Raw genomic sequence first — 23,262 nt, 5'->3', positions numbered from 1 at the left:
CAATTAATTCTTTTCCACCACAAGAGTCCCTACTGCTTTGGTTCTCAGAGGCTCCTGAGAGTCCCTACTGCTTTGGTTCTCAGAGGCTCCTGAGAGTTCTGTGCTGCGAGTAAGTGATTGAAAATAGATTCAGTAGTGGGTATTAATAGCCGTGGCACAAGTTGTTATAGAAAACGTTTACAAAAGCTTTTCCGGTCGTCCAGGGGAAGTCGTTGCAGCGATCGCGCCAGAACCTCTACTGACGCCAGTGGATGACGGATCGCTGGTCGTAGATGATAAACCTTCGTCTCCGTCTGGAGCTACAAACGTCTTGCGACGGATTAATCTGACCGTGCAAGATGGCGAGTTTATGGTGTTGGTAGGCCCTTCTGGCTGTGGCAAAAGTACGCTGTTGCGGCTGATTGCGGGACTGGAAGAATTAACGGGGGGCAATATCCGAGTGGGAGACACTCTCGTAAACGATTTGCCGCCAAAGGAACGAGACATCGCAATGGTGTTTCAAAACTACGCCCTCTATCCCCACATGACGGTGTATGACAATATTGCCTTTGGGCTACGGCGCACAGGGCGCAGAGGCGCGGGAGAGAGTCCTCAGGACGGGCAGGGAGACCCCGCCCCTACTTCTAAGATGCCTATCTGGGCGGAAAATCTATTGGTGGAAATGACGCGATCGCTTCCCAAGCATCTTCGCTACATACCCGAACGCGAGAAAGGGATTAATGAGCAGGTGCGGACAGTGGCTCAATTGTTGCAAATTGAGCCGCTCTTAAACAGGTTGCCAAAACAACTATCGGGAGGTCAAAAGCAGCGAGTCGCATTAGGACGAGCGATCGCTCGCAATCCTCAAGTATTTTTGATGGATGAACCTCTCTCAAACTTAGATGCCAAACTTCGGGCAGAAACTCGCGCCCAAATTGTTAAGTTGCAGCGACAGCTTGGCACAACAACCATTTACGTCACCCACGACCAAACGGAAGCGATGACAATGGGCGATCGCATTGCGGTAATGAATCACGGGAAAATCCAGCAAATCGCCGCACCGTTGGAACTTTACAACCACCCAGCCAACCGTTTTGTCGCTGAATTCATTGGTTCGCCACCGATGAATTTTTTGCCGGTGCAAATGAAAGCACCTCTCCTGATTACCCATGCTCAATTTCGGCTCACCCTTCCCGATGTTTGGGCGTCAGCACTGCAAAAATACGATGGGCAATCCCTCACGTTAGGCATCCGTCCCGAACACTTAATCATTGGCGTTCCCGCCCCCAAAAATCTCCAGGTGCGAGTAGATTTGGTGGAAGCCCTAGGTAATGAAACTTATTTATCTGCCACTCTCCTAGAGTCAGCGATCGCCTATTCCTTACAGGTACGCATTCCCCCAGACAAAGTGGTGCGGATTGGCGATCGCTTGTGGTTATCGTTAATCCCAGATAAAATCCATTTCTTCGATCCCCAGACTGGCATTGCCATTCCCTCTCGTTAGTTGGATTCTTGCGATTTAGCAATATTTTCTTTTGCAATCAACGATTGGGTACTATTCGCTCATCTATCCCTTGCAAAAAGCGCATCTTCCCCCGACATAGCCATAAATATAGAAAGGAATTCTCGCCCTCAACAACCGAACTCATTCAATCCAAAATTCACCCATGACGACTCTCAACGCCCGCAATTTGTTTCTGAATTTGTCTCTAGATGATATTCATCGTCTTTTAAACTTCCAGGAACACTACAACGGTTCTTTCACACCATTTTTATCCCTAGAACCACTAACAGAATTTGAGCAGCAAGAACTATTCCAAATCCAAGATGACTTTTACCACTATTTAAGAGCAGGAAAAGTTTCAGAAGGACAGGTGAAACTTCTTACCGTTGCTCCATTACTGCGGTTGGCTGGCTTCTATCGCTACCCTATCCAAATTACCTTAGAATAAAATATTGCAGATATCAATATCACCGATGAAGACACCATCATTACAAGACGGTTTGATATTTTAGCAGTTAATAAAACTCAACAGACAAGCGCTAACGTATCTTTTTGGGTTTTGGTGATTGAAGCAAAAAACAGCCAGGTTGAAGCTTTCACGGGTCTTCCTCAACTACTTACCTATGCCTATAAAAGCTTAGAACATCAAAAATCTGTTTGGGGACTCACGACCAACGGACTGCGATATCAATTAGTGCATATTCAGCGAGGAAATCCTTCGACTTATCTGCTAATGCCAGAGTTGAACTTGGTTGATTCTGAGCGTCTAATCCAATTACTACAAGTTCTCAAAGCTATCTATAAAGTAATAGGCTAGTTAGCAGTTATATGGCTAGGACAGTAGAGCGATCGCGTTTTATTCTAGCTATTATTTGACACTTTTTTAGAAAAACACGTTCCGCTTTACAATACCTGCTCTTGTAAGCTTTTTATTACTTTTAGCAGTTCGCTAGGTTTGTTAACCAAAAAATCTGGTTGATGTTTGGCTAAAACTTCTTTTGAATTAAAACCCCAACTAACTGAAATTACTTTTATCCGGCTTTTTCTTGCCGCTTCGATATCTCTTGTTTCATCTCCCACATAAACCATCTCACTCGCTTGAATATTTTGTTTTTTAGAAAAACTATTAATTACTTTGTGTTTCCCGAAAATTGTTGGGGCTGAATAAATAAAATCAAACAATCCTATAAAATCATTCTCCTTTAAAAAAATTGTGACGTTTTCTTTAGAATTAGACGTTATGATTCCTAGTTGATTTCCTTGAGATTTAAGCTCCGTAAAAGTTTCTTTAATCCCTGGAAAAGGTTTTAAATCTCGAATCTGATTGTTTAATCTTACTCTAACTTTCCTAAGTAGAAATGGTAATTTAAAGATGGAAACGCCAGAGAACTGGATAATTTCCCTAGAACTTAAGCTTTTAATTTTTTCAATATCTTCTAGATTCGCTGGCTGATATCCGAATTCCACAGCTAAACGATTAGTAATATTTACGACGGCATCGAGGCTATCAGCAATTGTGCCATCAAAATCAAAAATTATGACTTTTGCGGTCATTGTTTTGGGTGTATCTCAACTTGGGATGAATTTTGTCTAGTGTAGTGCCTATTTGCTCGTCCTATTTTAGGTGTCGAGTGATGCTTTGGCTTCCAAATTTGCTCTAGCATTGCGCCGCAACATCTCCGGTTTTATCCGCCGCAGCGCTGAGGCGGGAAACCGACGATCCCACTCTTCATCGGAAATTTCCGCTAACTCGGTTAGAAGCGGAGCTACATTTCCAGAATACGGCTGAAACTCGGCAACATCCGTAGGCTGAGCAAACCGCTGATTCCAAGGGCAAACATCTTGGCAGATATCGCAACCAGCAACCCAGCCTTGCAGACGAGATGCGATCGCTGGCACTTCGTCCTGCTTCGCGAATGGCATCGCTTCGCTTAGCACATCCGGTAACTTTTCAGCTCGATTCTCAATTGTGTGGTAGGCGATGCACCGATTGGCGTCTACAACAAAGGGCTGAGTAATTGCACCCGTGGGACAAGCATCGAGACAACGAGTGCAAGTGCCACAGTGTTCAGTATGGGGCAAGTCAGGTGTTAAGTCGAGGTTGGTCAATACTTCCCCTAAAAATACCCAAGAACCATACTCGCGCGTGATTACGTTTCCATTCTTGGCAATCCAGCCAATTCCAGCTTTCTGTGCCCAAACTTTATCTTGCACCGGGCCAGTATCCGCATAGGAACGCGCCGAAATACCTTCTCCCTGCTCTTGTAGCCAAGCGGTGAGGGCTTTCAGCTTTTTATGCAGGATCTTGTGATAATCGCGTCCCCAGCCATAGCGAGAGATTTTGGCGTATTCCTGACCTTCGGGACGCTGGTGAGGCGTGTAGTAGTTAAGGGCAACACAAATCAGCGATCGCACTTCTGGCATGACTAGATGGATATCTTGCCGCTTCGGATTCGCCATCCATTCCATATCCGCCTGATAGCCTTGTGCCAGCCACGCCTGTAACCGCTGTACTTCCGCATCTGCCCCATTTACAGCCGCGATTCCCGCCTTGTGGAATCCCAACTCCAAGGCTTTCTGCTTCACTTCGCGACTACTGACGGGTACTTTCACAGGCAACGATGGCGATCGCATCTGACTCGAATTATTATAGTTTCTCGAATTTCGGTTTGGGAAAGCATACTCATATCTTGCTCCAAGCGGTTGAAACCCCAGTTACACGAGATACAAAATCGGGAAATTTCTGAAGAATCCCTCCAGAAGCGCAGGTGCGAACCGGCTTTTTTGTTTAATACTAATCGGTGTGGTTTGCAGGAAATACCATGACACTCGCTGATGACTTACTTTTAAATTCCGAATCTGAATCCACCACTGAACTCAATATTGCCGGAATGACAGAGCCTGTCATCCTGCGCTATTTTGAAACGATGAATGCAGGCGATTTTGAGGCAACTGCTGCTTTGTTTGCAGAGGATGGGGAAATGAATCCCCCATTTGAGTCACCGATGGTGGGACCTGATGCGATCGCATCCTATCTGCAAGCAGAAGCCAAAGGGATGACCCTCTCTCCCCGTGAAGGAATTGCCGAAGCGCTAGAAGACGGCAACACGCAGATTCAGGTTAGCGGTAAGGTACAGACTCCCGTTTTTGGCGTCAATGTCTCCTGGATATTTATCCTCAATCCACAGCGCCAAATTATTTTTACCCGCATCAAACTATTAGCATCTCCCCAAGAGCTACTAAATTTGCGCCGTTAGATTACACCGCTAAATTGTGCCGTCAGATTAGGATTTATCACCTCGATTCCAGGTTTAGCTTGGAATCGATTTATCATAATTAAGTCAACTTTCCTTTGTAAAACTTATGACTTTCCGATAAACTTATAGAGATTCACTTAACTTCTTTTAACAAAAAGAGTGTTAACAAAAAGAAGTAATGCCACATCATTGACCCGGCTAGCCTAGATCAATTTGCCGGTTGCGATTAAAAAAACCTCAGGCTATCCAGCTCGTGAGGTCAGCAAATACCTGGCTAAAAACTCTCTTTGGTTCCACAGTTTCTATCTTTTGGACCCCCTGATGGGATGAAAAAGTATCAATCCCACTATGCTATGCTTTTGTCACTTCTGGTAAACTCGCTTCTAACTTTAAACAGTTACGACCGTTTACTTGTAAGCGATACTCTACCCGATCCATCAACCGATTCATAATCAGCCACCCATAACCGCTTTCCTGTTTATCATTCGGGGTGGGCGGCAGATAAGTTGATAAGTCAAATCCCTGACCATGATCCCAAATTTCGAGAGCAATATCCCGATTTTTCAGCTCTAGGCGAATTAACACAGGCAGATTTGGTTGCTCCTTATGAGCATGACGCACCACGTTTGAGTATGCTTCCACTAAAGCCAATCGCAAGCGATTCGATTGACGAGGCCAATCCACCGAGTCGGTCAGTTCGACTTCCAAACATCCCAGTAGCCAGCTTTCAACAATTGTTAAAAACTTCAAATCACTTGGTACGTGCAGCTCCGTTTTCATGTACTTAAAGAACCTCCAGAGAGAGTATGGTTTGGTCGTCTTCCTGAACGTTATTGGTGTGTTCCCGAATCCGCGCTAGTAAGTTATTCAAATCGAAAGGCACTGGCTCAAGACATACGAGTTTCCAAAGTCCATCTTGTGTCAGCATACTACTCGTACCTTCAAAGCTGCCAGTAGTCCCTTCTGTCGTCGGCGCGATCTCGGAAGCAGTATGCAGAAGGCTACTTTCTTGATTGACAGTCGCCTCGGTAATCCCGTCACTCGTCAGTAGCAGAATTTCACCTGATTTTAAGGTCAATTGCCCCTGCTTGGCTTTCCAGATGGGTAAAATTCCCAAAGGGATGCCGCGAGTCTTGAGAAAATTTGGTTCCAGTGCCGATGCCGAGTCTGAATTCGGTGCTGTTCTTTGTTGTACGACTTCCTGATTAGACCAGACTAAGGGATAGATGTGACCGGCGTTGGCATACACCAGCTCTTGAGTGGCTGGGGTATAACGAGCCAGTACCATTGTGATAAAGCAGTTGGTACTGACGAGATCGTTAGACATAATGCTGTTAAGATTCCGCATGACGACATCCGGCTCCGGAGAAATTTCCTGAGCCAGTTCCCGACGCAGAATAGAAATTGCACTTGCCATAAATAGAGCGGCTGGGACGCCTTTCCCAGAGACATCTCCGACTGCCAGCCAAACATCGCCTTGGGGATGGATATAGACTTCAAAAAAATCACCCCCCACTTCTCTGGCGGCGACGCAGCAGGCTTGCACCTGCATCCCTTCTACTTCCGGCCAGCTTTGGCGGAGGAGGTTATTTTGAATTTGACGAGCGACTTCTAGTTCGGCACGCATTTGCTGAGCCTGCTGTTGCGTGCGCTGGTAGAGTTTCGCCTGAGAAAGCGCCAAAGCGGCTTGTTCGGCGACGCCTTCTATCAGCTGAATTTCTTCGGGTGCCCAGAGGCGATCGCTATTTTCTTGATAGAGGCAGAGAACTGATAGAACCTGCTGCTGAAAGATCAACGGCACCCCCAACTGAGTGTAGCTCGTTCCCCCTTGTTCGCCTTGGGCAAGTTGGATCTTGCGGCTTTCCAAGGCTGCTTGCAGTAAGGAGTCTGAGTCGTATTTGGGTACTAGGGGTTCCGGATTCTCGCTCGGCTCATCTGGAGTGGGGTAGAAAAAAACTTCGCTTGTTAAGCGATCGCTCTCTACGGGTCGCAAAACGCAATAGCTCGCCTCAAAAGCTTTTCCAATGGTATTGGCAACGGTTTGCAGCATACTCTGGTAATCCAGCGACTCCCGAATTGCCGTTGTCACCGCATTCAAGAGTTCTTCTCGACGCAAAGCGCGGCGCAGTTCGTTGGTTCTTTGCTTTAGCACTCGGTACGTTTCCGAGGCTTGTTGAACCACTGCTTTCAGGTTCTCCGGGTTCCAGGGTTTGGTGATGTACTTGAACACCTGACCGGAGTTAATCGCATCCACCAAATCTTCGACATCGGTGTAGCCGGTTAGGAGAATCCGAATGGTATCGGGAAAGCGTTCAACTGTTTTACTTAAAAATTCGGTTCCATTCATTTGGGGCATGCGCTGGTCGGAAATAATCACAGCCATTTCCCCTTCCGTGTCCAAAACTTGGATGGCGCTGAAGGCACTGTCAGCTTTGAAGACGCGAAATTCTCGTCGAAATGTCCGATAGAGTAAATCTAGGTTGTCATGCTCGTCATCAACCACCATCAGTTTGAGTTTGCTCCCTTCTGCCTGACTCATCGGCACACTCCGCTTCCCGCTTAATTAGATCATTCATCGACAGCTTGAGGGGATTTTCACCGCTCATCCCTTGCCTTCATCTTGCATTCCCAGAACCAAGTCCGGTTCTCGCTTCTATTTTTTGTGATGCTGCTGATTGATGATTCGATAGAATAACAGCTTTGAGGGCATGGTGAGACGCCCCTTGAATAAGGTTTGTTACTCAGGCCAACTGCCAGGATAGAGGCTGCCAGGATTAGAGGCTACCAGGATAGCTGCCCGGTCGTGGCAGATGCCAAGGGTTCACCGATGTTAAGCCAAGCAGAAGTCAACTCATACCAAACGCCCGCTCCTCCACAGCCAAAGGTGTTTATCCCACTAAGCCAGAGCGTAGGGCACGCACCGCTGCTTGGGTGCGGTCATCAGCACATAGCTTATTCAAAATATTCCGGACGTGGGTTTTGACCGTTCCGACAGTGATGTAAAGCTTTTCAGCGATCGCTGCATTGCTGCACCCTTCGACAATCAGTTGCAAAACTTCTAATTCCCGTTCCGTCAGTGGATAAGCTTCAATTAGCTGGCTGTATTCTGGTTCGGTGGCATTGATAATCACCGTTTTGGATATGGCGGCTTGATCTAACCCGCTCTGACTCGCTCTCGTCTGCTGCAAAACAACTCGGGCGATCGCTGGATCGATCCAACCGTTGCCTTCGTGCGTCACTTGCAACGCTTCAAGCAACTTATCAAAACTAATGTTTTTCATGCAGTAGGAATCTGCACCCGCTGCAAATGCCGCCAGTACGGCTTCTTCGTCATCCTGTAAAGTCAACACCAATATCTTAGTGTGACCCCCATCCTCCGAAGCCGCCTGCCATTCCCTAAACGTCCTTGTCAATTCAATTCCGTCCATATCGGGCAGCCCAATATCGACAATCGCCACATCTGGCTTGGCCGTTTCCAGTAATTTCAGACCTTCAGTGGCATTGGCGGCTTCGCCAACAAATTCAATTTCTCCGCGCTGTTGCAGCGCTGTCCGGATGCCGACCCTAGTCAGGTCGTGGTCTTCAATTAAAGCGACGCGAATTTGACTCATCTTCTCTTCCACACTTTGCAATTCTATGAACTTTCTAAAAATAAAGATTTCCTAAAGATTTTGCAGTTGTCGATCCTGTCGATACTACTGCCATCCTTTGAGTGTTCTAGTATTAGTAATTTATACCCTCCCGATCTCTTTGAGACGATATTTTTACTAGCTGGTACGTGGGGAACTTAACCATAAACTAAAGTTTGAGCGAGGCAGTTGTTTCAGGGATAGTTGGGCAATTGGTCAATTTTAGTACGAGTGTACGATCGATAACTGCAATAAACTACTAACCATCTGGATTTTACCTTTGTGCCGGATCGCTCAATGCGGTTTCTGTCGTTGAGCTAGTTGACTCTTGAGCTGGGGAAATGCCTTGCTCGAAATCACCAGACGTGGTAGGAAGTCGAACTTCAGATTTTTGAATTGCCCCAATGGCAGCAAGAGCAGCACAGAGTTCAACTACCGCTGGTATGAGTATACCGGGTTGGCTGCCTGAGAATCATCCGGGCTGAGGATTTCTTAAAGGAATCTTTCCGGTAAATGGTCTAGAGCCGAAGCAGAGGCTAGCCAGCTCGTTAAGTTGCACCTCTATCGGAAGGGCTGTACTTGTCCCTGAAGCGGATTGCGTTATCTTGGGACTTGGTAAAACGTCCCGATATCGCTACCCCAACACAAGAGATTAACTCGTTATCAGCCAAAATCTACACTTTCACTAGGATAAAGACCAAGTTAGTTAACCTAAAAGCTAAAAGTCAAAGCTCGCAATGGCTCCTTCTGGAACTCACCACCTACACCTTCTCTGGTCCGATCTTCCCGTGCGTCGGCGGGGTGCCCTGATCATCGCCATCCCGATTATGTGTCTTTTAACGTCGGTGGTGGTGTTTGCTGGGCTGCAACGCAGTACGGCAATGGCGCAAAATTATGTTGACAAAACTCAGAAGGTGCTATTGAAAGCCAATCGCTTGCTCACAGCGCTGGTGGATGCCGAGACAGGGGTGCAGGGTTATGCCTTAACAAGCCGTCCAGAATATCTAGAACCTTATAACGAAGCGATCGCGACCATTCCTAAATTTCTGCAAGAACTGGATAATTCCGTCAAAGATAAGCCGCAACAACTGCAACGAATCCAGCAGATTCAAAAGCTGGTAGATCAAAAAGTCAGCATGATGAACCAGAATGTAGCTCGGATAAGAGCTGCCAAACAGGCAAATGCTGGCGCTGTCCAATGGGAGCCTCAAGCTAAAACCAGGATGGATGCCATTCGTCGGCAGATTACCCGGTTTTCCGCCGAGGAAGCTCGTTTGCTTGAGCAGCGCAGCCGAGACTTAAAGCACCAGCAACGAATTACCATTGGCGTACTTAGCGCTACCGCAACACTGGGTCTTCTGGGATCGCTGGCAGCGGTGTATTTGTTCGATCAGCTCGACCGAGAACTGACAGCACAACAAACGGGTTTGCGCGAAAGTAACGTTCGCATCCACGCCATTTTAGACAATGTGGTGGATGGGATTATCACCATCAACGAGCAGGGTCATATTGAGTCTTTTAATCAAGCTGCTGCTTCGATGTTTGGGTATGAACCCGCCGAAGCGATTGGCAAGAACCTGAAACTATTGGTGGCGTACCCATTCAGCGGTGATAGCATCCAGGCGCTCAACTATTTTGTCGGCGGCAACAACCCCGTCAAAATGCGACGATTACAAGAAACAGTGGGACGGCGCAAAAATGGCACCACGTTCCCAATGGAGCTAGCGTTTAGCGAAATGTACTCTTACAATCAGCGCTTGTTGATTGGGATTATGCGCGACATTACGGAGCGCAAGCAATCTGAGGAAATGTTGCGAAAACAAGCGACACTGCTGGATCTGGCAAATGACGCGATTTTGGTGCGCGATCGCGACGATCGGATTACTTATTGGAATCAGGGGGCAGAACGGCTGTATGGCTGGACGAAGAAAGAAGCCCTCGGTCAAACCGCCCACGAACTCCTAAGAACCGAATTTCCTCCAAATATTGAAGAAATCGATGAAAAGTTTTTTCACGACGGGTACTGGAGAGGCGAACTGCTCGACACCAAGCACGATGGTACCCAGATTCGGGTTTCTAGCCGATGGACATTACAGACAGATGATGAGGGTGAACCTTTAGCAACCCTGGAAATCAACAGCGACATCACCGAACGCAAACAAGCAGAAGAAGATTTGCGATCGCGGGCGGGGGAATTAGCCCGCTTGAGTGCTATCCTTGCCCAAACCAATGTTGCCCTAGAGAAGCGCAACCAAGAACTCGATCAGTTTGCCTATATTGTCTCCCACGACCTCAAAGCACCCCTGAGAGCGATCGCCAATCTCTCCACTTGGATTGAAGAAGACATCTCCGACCAACTGAGTGAAGAAACTAGGCACAATATGGATTTAATGCGATCGCGCGTCCATCGCATGGAAGCGCTGATCAATGGCGTCCTTCAATATTCTCGCGTTGGACGACTCAAGGCGTCTGTGGAATCGGTGGATGTGGAAAAACTACTCGCAGAGGTGATTGACACCCTCGCACCGCCCCCAACTTTTACCATCGCCGTAAACCCTGGAATGCCGACCCTCCGCACCGAACGCTTGCCCCTGCAACAGGTGTTTGCCAATCTGATTAGCAACGCGATTAAACACAACCACCAAGCCGAGGGACAAGTGACGATATCTGTTGAAGACCAAGGCAACTGCTATGAGTTTGCCGTAGCAGATAATGGACCGGGAATTGCTCCCGAATATCACGAGAAGGTTTTTGCTATCTTTGAGACTTTACAAGCCCGCGATACCGTCGAAAACACGGGCATCGGTCTAACCCTCGTCAAAAAAATTGTTGAAACCCAAGGCGGAAGCATCTGGGTAGAATCTCAGCTAGGGAAAGGAGCAACCTTTCGCTTCACCTGGGCTAAATCAGTTCTGAGTACCTAGACTCATCTCTTCCACCATTCTTAAGTCGGCGGTTGAAACCGCTTCTAAATTCTCCCCTCTCCGTGAAGGTCGAGGGCTGGGGGTGAGGTTTCTGATTGCACTCAATAGAAAACCGCGATCAACAAAACCACCCTTGCTTAGGCATACAAAAGTACCAATACAAAAACTTTTAATACTCATCTAATGGCAGTTCTAAATTTCTGATTGGTGCTAAAACTTATTCTTTTACTTGGGTGACGCCTTAAACTTTTTTTTAAGATTAAATTTCCGATTAAGGATTTCTTAATCTAGATTTCGATGGAGTAACCGTGCAAATTATCGATACTGAATCTCTCTAATCGTCCCTATGGCTGATGCTACGCTAGGGTTGATTCTATTAAAAAGCGACTCCAGAAAAATTTGCGAGAACAGATAAGTCAGCGCTTTGCGATCGCAACATCACTTGAATTGCGCGGACTTTCCGGAGCGAGTTCTATAATACTGGATGCAAATCCTAGTGAACCCAGACGAAACCCCTCGACCCTCGATCACCTTCCTAGTGGTTGATGCTTGAGGAAGTGGTTTTATGGCAATTTGTGTTTAGAAGGATGAAACTTTTGCCAGGGGTAGGCTTCCAGCTAATGCGTTACGGTATCGCTCTATTAGCGGTGACACTCGCACTGCTAATTCAACTGATTCTAAACATTCTAACTGGTGGGAAAGAGACTCCTTTTCTAATACTTTTTGCTGGCATCCTGGTAGGCAGCTGGTATGGGGGCACAAAACTGGGTCTGTGGAACGCTGTTTTAGGGGCTTTCGGCAAAGCAAAAAAGTATCAAGAAGCTGGAAGCTTAAGCGATTCCGTTTGGGAAATGCAGCTCGGTAGTGCTGTCAGCAATAATCCCCAAAGGTCTCTAAGTACCCCAGACAGAAGCCGCGATCGCGCTTGGAAGGAAATGCTCAGCGCTCGCAGTTTCTTACCGCCAACTCCAACGGTGTCGGCAGATGAACTGCCCAGTCGGCAGCAAACGCAAGCGGCGCTGCGTACCAGCGAAGAACGACTGCGGTTGTCCCTGGAGGCAGGAAGGATGGGGATCTGGGACTGGAATATCCTCACAGGCGAGATGACGTGGTCAGATACCCTGGAACGTATGCACGGTCTTGTTCCAGAAACTTTTGCCGGTACCTTTGCCGCCTTTGTAGAACTGGTTCATCCAGACGATCGGGATTCCTTAACGAGGGCGATCGCTCAGTCGGTGGAACAGAAGACTGACTTTGAGCTTGAATTCCGCGTGGTTTGGTCTGACAGTAGCATCCACTGGATCTCTGGAAAAGGGCAGGTTTTGAGTGACGAAACTGGCAACGCGGTACGCATCATCGGGGTGAGTACAGACATTAGTGAAAGCGTGCGGCACGCTACGCTACGCCAGCGAATTGATGAACAACAACGCTTTTTGGGCGAAGCGACGACCCTCCTGACTAGCTCCCTAGACTATCAAACTACCTTGGAAACCCTGGCTCAGCTAGCAGTACCCCAGCTGGCTGACTGGTGTTCCATCGATATGCTGGACGAAAATCAAACAATTCGCCGACTGGCGGTTGTCCATCAAGACCCCTCGAAGGTAGATTGGGCTTACCAATTGCAGGAACGCTACCCGCCCGATCCCGATGCACCTTATGGTCTCCCTAACGTTTTACGCACGGGTGAGGCGGAGTTATACGCGGAGGTTCCCGACTCCCTTCTGGTCGAGGTGGCTCGTGACGCCGAACATCTGGAAATATTAAGGAACATCGGCTTTACATCGGCAATGGTGGTGCCCCTGGTAGCTCGCGGACGCACCTTGGGGGCAATTACCTTTACCTCAGCCGAGTCGGGTCGTCACTACGGTCAAGCTGACCTTACTTTTGCCTGTGAACTTGCCCGTCGCGCCGCTTTAGCCGTTGACAACGCGGGTTTGTTTAAAACGCTTCAACAAGAACTCGCAGAGCGTCAGCGCACAGAGGCGGCATTGCGGGAGAGCGAAGAACGCTTCCGCACGATGGCAGATACTGCGCCCGTCTTGTTATGGGTAGCAGGTACGGGTGGGCAGTGTGATTTCTTCAATCAGCGTTGGCTGACCTTCCGAGGACGTACCTTGGAGGAGGAACTAGACCAAGGTTGGTCGCAAGGCGTGCATCCAGAGGATTTACAGCGCTGCTCGGATACTTATCAGGCGGCTTTTCAGGTTCACAAAAATTTCCAAATGGAGTACCGTTTGTTGCGGGCAGATGGTCAGTACCGTTGGGTTTTGGATACGGGAACGCCGCGATTTTTGGCAGATGGCAGTTTTGCGGGTTATATTGGCTCGTGTGTTGATATTACCGAGCGAAAAATCGCTGAAGAAGCTTTGTGCGATCGCGCGGCGGAATTAGCCCGTCTGAGTACCATCCTTACCAACACCAACGCCGCTTTAGAAAAACGCAACGCCGAACTCGACCACTTCGCTTATATTGTCTCCCACGACCTCAAAGCACCCTTGAGAGCGATCTCGAACCTCTCCACTTGGATTGAAGAAGACCTACTCGACTTGCTAAATCCGGAAACCCAACGGAATATGAATCTACTGCGGGGGCGGGTTCATCGGATGGAAGCTCTAATCAACGGTCTTTTGCAGTATTCTCGTGTGGGACGGATCAAAACTGTCGTGGATCTGGTGGACGTTGACACTTTACTTGCAGAAGTTATCAGCTCCCTTGCACCTCCACCTACCTTCACCATCACCATCCAGCCCGGAATGCCTACTTTCCTCACCGAGCGTTCGTCCCTAGAACAGGTGTTTGCGAATCTGCTCAGCAATTGCTTCAAACACCACCCTCGGTCAGATGGAACCGCGACTATATCAGTCCAAGATAAAGAAGCATTCTATGAATTTGCCGTGGCAGATGATGGGTGTGGAATCGATCCCCAATATCATGAAAAAATTTTTGTTATGTTTCAAACTCTGGAGGCACGAGATAAGGTAGAGAACACTGGCGTGGGACTTGCCATTGTTAAGAAAGTTATCGAAAACAAAGGAGGCACCATTTACCTAAAATCTCAACTCAATCAAGGATCGACTTTCTACTTTACCTGGCCGAAATAGCCAATCAGTAATCATTAGCTTTTTAGCTGGCTATTTATAATAAATAAAATAATTGATAAAAAATGAATTTAAAAATGCGAATGCCAAATTCTATTAATCATGGGAGATAAGATGACAAACCTTTTGCTAGTTGATGACGACGAAGTTGATGTAATGACCGTGAAACGGGCATTTAAAAAAAATAATATTCAAAATCCTTTTTATGTTGCGAATAATGGTCTAGAAGCATTAGCAATGTTGCGGGGGACTGACGATTCAACCAAGGTTCCGCGAGAGCGTCGGCTGGTCTTACTCGACTTGAATATGCCCAAAATGGGTGGAATTGAATTTTTGCGGGAATTGCGGGCAGACCCGGAACTTAGAGCAATTCCAGTGATTGTACTGACGACTTCCAATGAAGACAAAGACAAGGTGGAAGCTTACAATCTCAATGTCGCGGGGTATATTGTCAAACCCGTAACATTTGCGAAATTCGTGGAGGTAGTGGCAACACTCAATCAATATTGGATGCTCAGTGAGATGCCCTGATTTTGGAGAATAGGTAATGGGTTGTGAGAGGGATGAATTTTGAGTGTTGAGGTTTGAGTGACAAGAGAATTCTTTAATTCAAAACTCAAAATTTAAAACTCAAAACTTTTTACGAATTCCGTCCTTGAATGGTTATGGAAGAAAAGTTAAAAATACTGGTAGTCGATGATGATGAAGTAGACCGGATGGCGGTTCGCCGGTCGCTCAAAACGGCTGGCGTGCAAATGGAATTAGTCGAAGCCAGTGACTGCCAAGGAGCGATCGCTACTTTACACAGCGACCATTTTGACTGTGTCTTCCTCGACTATCGCCTGCCTGACGGGGATGGACTCTCCCTAGTTCAGGACATCCGCTCGTCTGGTTTAAAAATCCCCTTGGTCGTCTTGACGGGTCAGGGAGACGAGCAAACTGCCGTCGAACTGATGAAAGCCGGAGCATCCGACTATATTTCTAAAGGCAAAGTTTCTCCAGAAAGCCTTTCTCGCAGCCTTCACAATGCGATTCGCGTCTATCGAGCGGAAAGACAGGCATCAGAGGCGAACCAATTACTCAAAGAAAGCGAAGAACGCTATCGATTCGTTCTAGAGGGATCGAATGACGGGATTTGGGACTGGGATATCACCACCAACACCGTTTATTGGAATGACCGCTGTTTTGAAATCAGCGGCTTAGCCCGTGAAAAATTTGTCGGGAATTACCAGGCATTGTGTCACCTTTTGCATCCAGAGGATCGATCCCGCATCGTCCAGGCAGTCCGCGATCACTTGGAGCATCAAGTTGAATGTAATGTGGAATTTAAGCTGTTGCACGCTTCTGGGCATTTTCGTTACTGCATTGCCAGAGGCAAAGCCCAGCGAGATGGGAACGGCAAGCCTTTCCGGATGTCTGGAATTATTAGCGACATTACGGAGCGCAAGCGGGCATTAGAAAACCAGCGATTCCTGGCAGAAGCGAGTGCTGTCCTGTCTGCTTCCCTTGATTACAAAACTACCTTGGAAAATCTGGCTCAACTGGCAGTCCCTCACTTAGCCGATTTATGCCTGGTCGATATTCTGGGAGCAGACGGCTCAATTCATCGGCTGGCGGCGGCGCATGGAAACCCCACTCAACAGAAGTTGGTGCAGGAGATGCTGCAACGGTTTCCCCCCGATCCGGATGGAGAGCATCCCGCAAGCGTTGTATTACGCACGGGCAAACCAAAACTCGCCGATGAAGTTAACGACGAAATGCTCGTAGCTACGACCCGCAGCCCCGAACATCTGCAAATAGTTCGGGAGATAGGCTTTCAGTCTTACATGGTGGTGCCCTTGTTAGTGCGCGGACGGACGCTGGGGGCAATTTCCTTTGTGTCCACTCAAGAGAAACACCGCTACGATGCAATGGACTTGTCTCTGGCAGAGGAACTTGCCCGTCGCGCTGCCTTATCGGTCGAAAATGGAAAATTATACCGGGAGGCGCAAGCGGCGACCGAGAACTTACGCAAGGCGATCATCATTCTGGGCGAACAACAGCAACAACTCCGGACACTCCAGCAGCTGACGAATTTACTAAACCAGCGACTGAGTGACTTACCCGGTTTGTTACGGGTGATGGTTCAAGCTGTTTGCGATGCGATCGCGGGTGCCCAGTTTTGCTTTATCATGCTGCAAAACCCCCAGTGCAATCGCTTGGTCTTGACAGTGACGGCGGGAATCGGTACGGAAAAATTGCGGCTGGAAGATGGTTTTAGTTCGGGGGAAGGATTGCTTTCTCAGGTATTTTTGACCGGGATTTCCCAGCTCATCGAAGGGGAAGAAGCCGCTTTCCTCCACTCGACATCCGACACCTTAAACCCCTCCGAGTTGCCTGCTTCGCTTTATGTGGTGGCGATTGAGTCCGCGCAAGCGGGACGGTTGGGGGTGCTGGCAATTGGTAATTGGGAAAATTCTCATGCGTTTGACGAGGAAGATCGATATCTGCTGGCGGCGGTGGGAGAACAAGCCGCGATCGCAATTAACAATGCGCGTCTGATCAATGCTTTAGAAGAACGAGAGGAACGCTTAGCTTTACAAAACGAAATCCTGGCTCAGCAAAATAAGGAACTCGAAAATCTTTCCACGCAGATTCAACTTCAGAATCTGCAATTGATGGAAGCAGCACGGTTGAAATCGCAGTTTCTCGCTACCATGTCCCACGAACTGCGGACGCCAATGAATGCCGTGATCGGCTTTTCGCAACTGCTGTTGCGCCAACGGCAAAATCAGCTCACTCCCCAGCAATTGGATATGGTGGATCGCATTCTCAGCAATGGGAAACACCTGCTAACGCTGATTAATGACATCCTTGACCTCTCAAAAATTGAAGCTGGAAGATTGGAACTCCAGCCGGAAGAATTTAATCTGCCAGTGCTGGTGAGAACAACCGCAGAAGAATTGCGATCGCTTGCTTCAGAAAAACATTTGGAGCTGCAAGTCGAGGCAAACTTACAAAACCCTCAGATATTGAACGATAGCGCCCGGATGCGGCAGATTTTGGTGAATCTTCTCTCCAATGCGATTAAATTCACCGACACCGGAAGCGTGTACATTAAGGTGCAAGAAGTTTCTCCAGATCAAGTGTTACTTACGGTTCAAGATACCGGAATTGGAATTGCTGAGGAAAACTTAAAGCATATTTTTGAAGAATTTCGGCAAGTCGATCAGTCTCTCGCTAAACGATATCCGGGGACGGGTTTGGGACTTGCTATCACTCACTCATTAGTGCAATTAATGCATGGAAAAATCTCAGTAGAAAGCCATTTAGGTCAAGGATCTACCTTCCAGGTAGAATTTCCCCGCCGGGTAAGTATTTAGCTCATGCTCAAAGAGCGCGAACGGCAGACCGAAGTTTACCAAGTTTTGTTTGATAGAGTAATAAAAATTACAACAAATACCCGGATGCAGTACCGGGATCGGGAAACTGCGATCGCCAAATGGTCGTCTAAATATTTATTGGCATTACATCATTTGTAGATTTATGGCCGTTTCCCGTAAATTAGGCACCAGGGTGGCAGGCACTGTATCAGTGATTTTGATCCAGTTTCTCGGTTTAATCCAAATTCCCCTCAATTCTCTATTGAGCCGCCTATCAATTGATTTAGAGTTTAGCTCGACCGCCTACGCAGATGTTGTGCCGAAAAAGCCAACAGGCTCTGCTTACGAGCCGAGTGATGTGGGGGTTCCCGGAGGCACCATCGGAACGGGAACGCGAGTTCGTTATCAGCCACCCGCTGATGTGATTATTCCCAGAGGCGGTACTAGAGGCGTTGATGAATCGCCAATAGAATGCTCTGAGTCCCAGCCTATATCTGTGACTTTGCTGGCTCCTACGACTCACACCGGATTGACGGCATCAAGTCGTCCCGTCTTTTACTGGTACTTGTCGGGCACGCAATCGGTACCGATCGTTTTTACGCTGGTTGATCCAGGAGTATCTAAGCCAATTATTGAGCAAAAAATTCAAAAACCTCAGGCTGGGATTAATCAGCTCCAGATGTCCAAAGACTTGCCAGAACTGGTTCCAGGAAGAGAATATCAATGGACAGTTACTGTGAAGTGCAATCCGAATCGACCTTCTGAAGATCAGATTGCTCAAGGTTGGATTAAGCACGTACCCGCAACACCAGCTCTAGAGAAACAACTGGCAGCTGCGCGATCGCAGATTCGCAAGGCATCAATCTACGCGCGATCAGCATACTGGTATGACACTCTAGGCGTAATTTTAGCCGCCCAGGCTAAGTACCCCAAGGATCGGGTAATCCATCAGGAGTTTCTATCGCTCTTAGAGCAAATTGGACTGACAGAGGTGAAAGAGCGAGAACAGCAACGATTGGTGAGACAGTAGCTAGGTCAATCGAGGTCACTCGCCATAAATTTAAAATTGTCTATCCCCGAATAAAAACCCGTTTTCTACTAGAAAACGGGTTTCTTTTGTTCCACAGACTGAAGACAAAAGGATTTGCAAAAAGCGACTGGAAAGAAGAATCTATTTTCTCTGCCTCTCTGGCTCAGTTCGTATTCAAGTTAGTCTTGAAGCGCCGCAGTATTCTCAACAATGGAATTTGTTCTTCTACTCAGCCCTCACCTCTCCGCCCTCAGCCCTTAGATCGGGATGCCAGAAATTCTCGCAGGCGCAGCAAACTGAGTGTTTGTCCCAAACTCAGCGACAGAAGAGATACCCCTTCCAGACGTGACTGTACCCAATGTTCTCCCCAGTACCACTCGTGATAACCGTCAATTCCTTGGCTCAAGAGCAGGCGCAGACAGTGGGGTTGAGCCACTTCCACTTGGTGTTGTATCGCCACTGGCCCCACCCAACTGGTGTAAGTTAACCCCTCAGACAGTTGTTCCGGTAGCCCTGCGGAAAGGCGCTGGGGCCACAGCCATTGGCTTAGCTGGCTGGGACGAAGCAGACTGTCGCCGATGACTGCGGCTGGGGAATTGACTTCTATTCTGAGATGGCTTTGTTGAAAGTTTCCTAGCATAAACCGTTGTGATTTTTTGGTTATTAGTTGTTACTGGTACAGAGGTTTCTATTTACTGCTCCTCACCCTAATGTAATAGTTTTTCTCCAAAATAGCGGCTAAATAACCTTGGCAGATGAAAATTATAATGCATCAACTAATTAATATTTTAATCAAAAATACAAGAGTAATTTTAATTTAATATCGATTTTTTGATTAACTAAAGTAACCTAAAATATAATTCTTGAATTATCGAAAATGCTGATTTGATTTCTATCCTGATTCTTAGTCTGTTTATCCATCTGTGTCTGATTGAACTGCACCTGATAGAAGATTCAGATTCTTACTCTTGTTTGAAGAACTCGCTGCTTTTAACGGTTCCAATAATTAGCAGCGCAGATGCTACCTCACCATCAACTGCCATGCCTACAATAAAAGTATAGTGTGTTAAGAAATGTAAGGTCTTTTCATGGCTGATCAGTTAATCCGTGCCACGGCGGCAGAGGGTGGAATTCGAGCTGTTGGGGTCATTACCACACGCCTCGCACAAGAAGCCAGACAGCGTCATAACCTTTCATACGTAGCAACCGCTGCACTGGGACGCACCCTGTCCTCTGGGCTATTACTTGCCTCTAGCATGAAGCGAGAGGGTTCAAGGGTCAACATTCGCATTAAGGGAAATGGTCCACTCGGCGGGCTTCTCGTTGACGCGGGATTGGATGGAACCGTGCGAGGGTATGTAGATAACCCAACCGTGGAACTGCCCCCAAACGCTAAAGGAAAACTAGATGTCGGGGGAGCAATCGGTCGGGAGGGATACCTCTATGTTGTGCGGGATGTAGGATACGGCTACCCGTATTCGAGTACCGTTGAGCTGGTGTCTGGTGAAATTGGGGATGACATTGCCCACTATCTGGTGACTTCCGAACAAACGCCCTCGGCGCTAGCAGTGGGTGTATTCATAGAAGCGGGTACAGTCCGGGCTTCTGGTGGGTTGCTGGTGCAAGTCCTGCCCAAGGCGGCGAGCGACGAGAGCCTCGTGCAGCTTTTGGAATCTCGAATGGAAGCACTGGCGGGATTTACACCGTTGTTACAGGCAGGTAAGACGTTGCCGGAAATTTTGGAACAACTCCTGGGAGATCTGGGTCTGGTCATCCTACCAGAAGTCCAGATGCTGCAATTTCATTGTGGTTGCTCGATGAGCCGCGTCTTGGGTGCTTTGAAGATGCTGGGTGAAGCCGAACTGCAAGACATGATTGAAAAAGATGATGGAGCCGAAGCGACTTGCCATTTTTGTGGAGAGGTTTACCAGGCTAGCAGTGACGAATTAGCGGCGCTGATTGAGGATTTACGTGCAGAGTCTGTTTAGGAATCAGAAGTTACAAAGTCACAAGGCTAGAAAAGATTCTAGATTCTGTAGCTGAATTGAAAATTTCCTTGTGAATGATGAATTATAGATTTTGACTTCTGGATTAGAATATAGCTTTTTGCGGCTGAGGGGAGTAGGATTGCAACTACTGCCTGTGCTAAAAAGCATTCGTCCCAGGCGAAGCGCGTTGTGGTGTGAGTAAGCTATGACTAGAAATCCCGAAATTCCAGATGGCGGGCGGAGCGGCAAGTCTTCAAATTCGGCTGGGTGGACATCCCAAAAACGAGTACCTGCGTCTGGGCGTCCGAGCGATCGCAAACCACACGCGAGCGAGAACTCTTCACGACCCGTCCCCGGCAAAGCACCTCGTCAGGGGAAACAGCCCCTTCCTGCACCAACAGATCGTCCTAAGCGTCCGGCGGGTAGTCGTTCAGCACCCGCAGAGGGGGGGCAGCAAATTCCGGCTACACAGCCCCCCTCTCCCTCAGAAACACCCAAGTCACCTCGTCCTAAACGTTTTTTACGCTTGCCGACTAGCTGGGCATTCTGGGGCATATTGGTGGTGCTGCTCTCTGGGGGGCTGGGTTTTACAGCGGTGGCGCTGTTATTTAAGCTGCCAGCCCTCCCGAACTGCCCAGCGATTTTTTGGCCTACGGCTTCGGCATCGCTGCGCCTCAGCTGCGCTCAGATAGCGGCTTCTAAGCAGACAGCAAAAGATTTACTAGAAGCGATCGCGCTGGTGAGTGGTTTGCCACAAGATCACCCGCTACGCCCAGAAATTGACAAGTATCTGGAAGAGTGGTCGCTGGAGATTTTGAAATTAGGAGAGGAATCCTTCCAAGCGGGTCAATTGTCGGACGCGATCGCAATGGCTCGCAAAATCCCCACTGGCGTACCAGCCTACAAGTTGGTGGATGAGCGCGTAAATCGCTGGCAATCTATCTGGTCGAAGGCAGAAGACCTTTATAAAAAAGCCGAGGACGAGGTACGCGAGTCTAACTGGAATCAGGCTTTTCGCGATGCCGTACAACTGGTCTATATCGGCAATAACTACTGGGCAACAACCAAGTACGATCAACTGGTGAATCTAATTCAGTCGGCGCGGGAAGAGAGCGCCAAGTTGGATAAAGCTTTCCAACTTTCTAAGAGCGGAGGATTAGATAATCTGTTGGAGGCGATCAAGCTGGCACAGGCAATTCCGCCCAGCAGTTTGGCATACAAGGAAGCCCAAGGCGCGGTGACAGAATTTGGGCGCAAATTAATCGATATGGCTCAAGAGGCGCTCGATCGAAAAGACTGGCAAACGACGATCCTCATTACCAGTAAAATTCCCGAAAGCCTGAATTTACAAAGCGAAGCGCAAGATTTGAACGACTTGGCAAGTGCCCAGTCTCGCGCTCAGAAGGGAACGGTTTCAGATTTGGAAGACGCGATCGCCCTTGCCCAAAAGCTAAATCCCGGACGCCCTCTATACGATAAAGCCCAGGATTTAATTGTTCGCTGGCAGAGAGAAATTGAAGATGTCGCCCATTTAGATCGGGCGCGAGAACTGGCAAGAGGGGGAACGGTGGGTGACTTAAGCGCAGCGATCGCGGAAGCACAACTGGTTCCTAGCACGAATCCCCGCTCCTCAGAAGCCAAATCCCTGGTGGTTAACTGGACGAGTCAAATAGAGACGGTAGAAGATCGTCCCTATCTCTCTCGCGCCGATCAACTGGCAAGTTTGGGGGATATGAATTCCCTACAAGAAGCCATTAACGAAGCCAGTCAAGTCGGTCAAGGACGCGCTCTTTATACAGAAGCGAGGCGCAAAATCCGAGGTTGGACTGAGAAAATCGAGCGAATGCAAGACCAGCCTTATTTGGATCAAGCCACAGGTTTGGCAAATGCCGGAGATTTTTCCGGTGCGATCGCCGCAGCGGGACAGATTCAACCAGGACGAGTCCTCTATCAAGAAGCTCAAGGCAAAATCCAACGGTGGCAAGACAGAATTCAGCGGGTTCAAGACCAGCCTTATTTGGATCAAGCGCAAGCTTTGGCGAGTTCTGGTAATCTTCCGGGGGCAATTACCGCAGCCGGACAGATTCGCTCGGGACGGGCACTCTACGGTGAAGCTCAGGAAAAAATTAAAGGTTGGCGGACAGAACTGCGATCGCAAGAGATTTTGCAGTCCGCTTATCAGTTAGCAAATCCAGGAACACCAGATGCGATCGCGCAAGCAGTTCAAACGGCTCGTCAGGTGCGTAACTCGACGCGAGTTGGTGCTGAGGCTAGAGAGGTGATTAATCGCTGGAGTTATCAACTGTTGGCGATGGCACAAGATCAGGCTCGGAATGATGTACAAAGAGCGATCGCGATCGCTCAAAACATCCCCGACGGTTCATCTGCCTATACCGACGCTCAACGGGCAATCCAAGGTTGGAAACAAAGTATACAACCTCAGTCCCTTGAGAACTCACCATCGTTTTAGTCGTTAGTCATTAGTGGGTTG

At 48.1% G+C, this 23,262-nt stretch carries 16 protein-coding genes and 1 pseudogene; 11 read left to right on the top strand and 6 right to left on the bottom strand.

What is annotated here, in order from left to right:
- Window positions 1-151 precede the first annotated feature (151 nt).
- Both H6H02_RS01140 and H6H02_RS01135 read left to right on the top strand, forming a co-directional pair.
- On the top strand, window positions 152-1,483 hold the full coding sequence (locus H6H02_RS01140; protein ID WP_190813819.1) for an ATP-binding cassette domain-containing protein: 1,332 nt from the start codon (window positions 152-154) through the stop codon (window positions 1,481-1,483).
- Between the two features lie 163 nt (window positions 1,484-1,646).
- A pseudogene (locus tag H6H02_RS01135) lies at window positions 1,647-2,300 on the top strand (restriction endonuclease subunit R).
- 86 nt (window positions 2,301-2,386) lie between these two features.
- Here H6H02_RS01135 and H6H02_RS01130 read toward each other — a convergent pair.
- Window positions 2,387-3,037, bottom strand: coding sequence for an HAD-IA family hydrolase (locus H6H02_RS01130; protein ID WP_190813817.1), 651 nt, complete (start codon window positions 3,035-3,037; stop codon window positions 2,387-2,389).
- Between the two features lie 66 nt (window positions 3,038-3,103).
- A complete protein-coding gene (gene queG, locus H6H02_RS01125; protein ID WP_190813815.1) occupies window positions 3,104-4,117 on the bottom strand; it encodes a tRNA epoxyqueuosine(34) reductase QueG in 1,014 nt (337 codons plus the stop codon).
- Window positions 4,118-4,305: 188 nt separating this feature from the next.
- Between queG and H6H02_RS01120 the strand changes: the two genes are divergently transcribed.
- On the top strand, window positions 4,306-4,740 hold the full coding sequence (locus H6H02_RS01120) for a ketosteroid isomerase family protein (RefSeq protein WP_190813813.1): 435 nt from the start codon (window positions 4,306-4,308) through the stop codon (window positions 4,738-4,740).
- A 351-nt stretch (window positions 4,741-5,091) separates the two neighbouring features.
- Here the strand turns inward: H6H02_RS01120 and H6H02_RS01115 are convergent, their stop codons facing one another.
- The 3 genes from H6H02_RS01115 to H6H02_RS01105 all read right to left on the bottom strand — a co-directional run bounded on the left by H6H02_RS01115 (window position 5,092) and on the right by H6H02_RS01105 (window position 8,351).
- A complete protein-coding gene (locus tag H6H02_RS01115) occupies window positions 5,092-5,520 on the bottom strand; it encodes an anti-sigma regulatory factor (protein WP_190813811.1) in 429 nt (142 codons plus the stop codon).
- Window positions 5,521-5,524: 4 nt separating this feature from the next.
- Window positions 5,525-7,279 carry a SpoIIE family protein phosphatase gene (locus tag H6H02_RS01110; RefSeq protein WP_190813809.1) on the bottom strand — a complete coding sequence of 585 codons (1,755 nt, stop codon included), beginning with the start codon at window positions 7,277-7,279 and terminating at the stop codon, window positions 5,525-5,527.
- A 349-nt stretch (window positions 7,280-7,628) separates the two neighbouring features.
- Complete coding sequence (locus H6H02_RS01105) at window positions 7,629-8,351, bottom strand: response regulator transcription factor (RefSeq protein ID WP_190813807.1); 723 nt, start codon at window positions 8,349-8,351, stop codon at window positions 7,629-7,631.
- 755 nt (window positions 8,352-9,106) lie between these two features.
- Between H6H02_RS01105 and H6H02_RS01100 the strand changes: the two genes are divergently transcribed.
- The 6 genes from H6H02_RS01100 (at window position 9,107) to H6H02_RS01075 (ending at window position 18,783) form a co-directional block, all read left to right on the top strand.
- A complete protein-coding gene (locus H6H02_RS01100) occupies window positions 9,107-11,293 on the top strand; it encodes a PAS domain S-box protein (protein WP_190813805.1) in 2,187 nt (728 codons plus the stop codon).
- Window positions 11,294-11,880: 587 nt separating this feature from the next.
- A complete protein-coding gene (locus H6H02_RS01095) occupies window positions 11,881-14,394 on the top strand; it encodes a PAS domain-containing protein (protein ID WP_190813803.1) in 2,514 nt (837 codons plus the stop codon).
- 99 nt (window positions 14,395-14,493) lie between these two features.
- Window positions 14,494-14,922: a response regulator gene (locus H6H02_RS01090; RefSeq protein WP_190813801.1), complete on the top strand. Its 429-nt coding sequence runs from the start codon at window positions 14,494-14,496 to the stop codon at window positions 14,920-14,922.
- A gap of 134 nt (window positions 14,923-15,056) precedes the next feature.
- Window positions 15,057-17,753: an ATP-binding protein gene (locus tag H6H02_RS01085; RefSeq protein WP_190813799.1), complete on the top strand. Its 2,697-nt coding sequence runs from the start codon at window positions 15,057-15,059 to the stop codon at window positions 17,751-17,753.
- Between the two features lie 3 nt (window positions 17,754-17,756).
- Window positions 17,757-17,912 carry a hypothetical protein gene (locus H6H02_RS01080; protein WP_190813797.1) on the top strand — a complete coding sequence of 52 codons (156 nt, stop codon included), beginning with the start codon at window positions 17,757-17,759 and terminating at the stop codon, window positions 17,910-17,912.
- 4 nt (window positions 17,913-17,916) lie between these two features.
- Complete coding sequence (locus H6H02_RS01075) at window positions 17,917-18,783, top strand: DUF928 domain-containing protein (protein ID WP_190813795.1); 867 nt, start codon at window positions 17,917-17,919, stop codon at window positions 18,781-18,783.
- A gap of 250 nt (window positions 18,784-19,033) precedes the next feature.
- Here the strand turns inward: H6H02_RS01075 and H6H02_RS01070 are convergent, their stop codons facing one another.
- Window positions 19,034-19,423 (bottom strand): hypothetical protein, encoded by a 390-nt coding sequence (locus H6H02_RS01070; RefSeq protein ID WP_190813793.1) that lies wholly within the window; start codon window positions 19,421-19,423, stop codon window positions 19,034-19,036.
- Window positions 19,424-19,871: 448 nt separating this feature from the next.
- On the opposite strand from H6H02_RS01070, the gene hslO reads away from it, so the two are divergent.
- Both hslO and H6H02_RS01060 read left to right on the top strand, forming a co-directional pair.
- Entirely contained in the window at window positions 19,872-20,771 is a 900-nt protein-coding gene (hslO, locus tag H6H02_RS01065; RefSeq protein WP_190813791.1) for an Hsp33 family molecular chaperone HslO, read from the top strand.
- A gap of 205 nt (window positions 20,772-20,976) precedes the next feature.
- The gene (locus tag H6H02_RS01060; RefSeq protein WP_190813789.1) at window positions 20,977-23,241 is read left to right on the top strand and encodes a chromosome segregation ATPase; all 2,265 of its coding nucleotides are present in this window, start codon (window positions 20,977-20,979) and stop codon (window positions 23,239-23,241) included.
- Window positions 23,242-23,262: the final 21 nt, after the last annotated feature.

The organism is Coleofasciculus sp. FACHB-1120 (assembly GCF_014698845.1).
Taxonomy (GTDB): domain Bacteria; phylum Cyanobacteriota; class Cyanobacteriia; order Cyanobacteriales; family FACHB-T130; genus FACHB-T130.
This window is presented reverse-complemented; position numbering and strand designations above follow the sequence as displayed.

What these genes read in the sequence shown, in the direction of transcription:
- H6H02_RS01130 (WP_190813817.1), bottom strand. Translation starts at nt 3,037, where the DNA reads ATGACCGCAAAAGTCATAATTTTTGATTTTGATGGCACAATTGCTGAT.
- queG (WP_190813815.1), bottom strand. Translation starts at nt 4,117, where the DNA reads ATGCGATCGCCATCGTTGCCTGTGAAAGTACCCGTCAGTAGTCGCGAA.
- H6H02_RS01120 (WP_190813813.1), top strand. Translation starts at nt 4,306, where the DNA reads ATGACACTCGCTGATGACTTACTTTTAAATTCCGAATCTGAATCCACC.
- H6H02_RS01115 (WP_190813811.1), bottom strand. Translation starts at nt 5,520, where the DNA reads ATGAAAACGGAGCTGCACGTACCAAGTGATTTGAAGTTTTTAACAATT.
- H6H02_RS01110 (WP_190813809.1), bottom strand. Translation starts at nt 7,279, where the DNA reads ATGAGTCAGGCAGAAGGGAGCAAACTCAAACTGATGGTGGTTGATGAC.
- H6H02_RS01105 (WP_190813807.1), bottom strand. Translation starts at nt 8,351, where the DNA reads ATGAGTCAAATTCGCGTCGCTTTAATTGAAGACCACGACCTGACTAGG.
- H6H02_RS01100 (WP_190813805.1), top strand. Translation starts at nt 9,107, where the DNA reads ATGGCTCCTTCTGGAACTCACCACCTACACCTTCTCTGGTCCGATCTT.
- H6H02_RS01095 (WP_190813803.1), top strand. Translation starts at nt 11,881, where the DNA reads ATGAAACTTTTGCCAGGGGTAGGCTTCCAGCTAATGCGTTACGGTATC.
- H6H02_RS01090 (WP_190813801.1), top strand. Translation starts at nt 14,494, where the DNA reads ATGGGAGATAAGATGACAAACCTTTTGCTAGTTGATGACGACGAAGTT.
- H6H02_RS01085 (WP_190813799.1), top strand. Translation starts at nt 15,057, where the DNA reads ATGGAAGAAAAGTTAAAAATACTGGTAGTCGATGATGATGAAGTAGAC.
- H6H02_RS01080 (WP_190813797.1), top strand. Translation starts at nt 17,757, where the DNA reads ATGCTCAAAGAGCGCGAACGGCAGACCGAAGTTTACCAAGTTTTGTTT.
- H6H02_RS01075 (WP_190813795.1), top strand. Translation starts at nt 17,917, where the DNA reads ATGGCCGTTTCCCGTAAATTAGGCACCAGGGTGGCAGGCACTGTATCA.
- H6H02_RS01070 (WP_190813793.1), bottom strand. Translation starts at nt 19,423, where the DNA reads ATGCTAGGAAACTTTCAACAAAGCCATCTCAGAATAGAAGTCAATTCC.
- hslO (WP_190813791.1), top strand. Translation starts at nt 19,872, where the DNA reads ATGGCTGATCAGTTAATCCGTGCCACGGCGGCAGAGGGTGGAATTCGA.
- H6H02_RS01060 (WP_190813789.1), top strand. Translation starts at nt 20,977, where the DNA reads ATGACTAGAAATCCCGAAATTCCAGATGGCGGGCGGAGCGGCAAGTCT.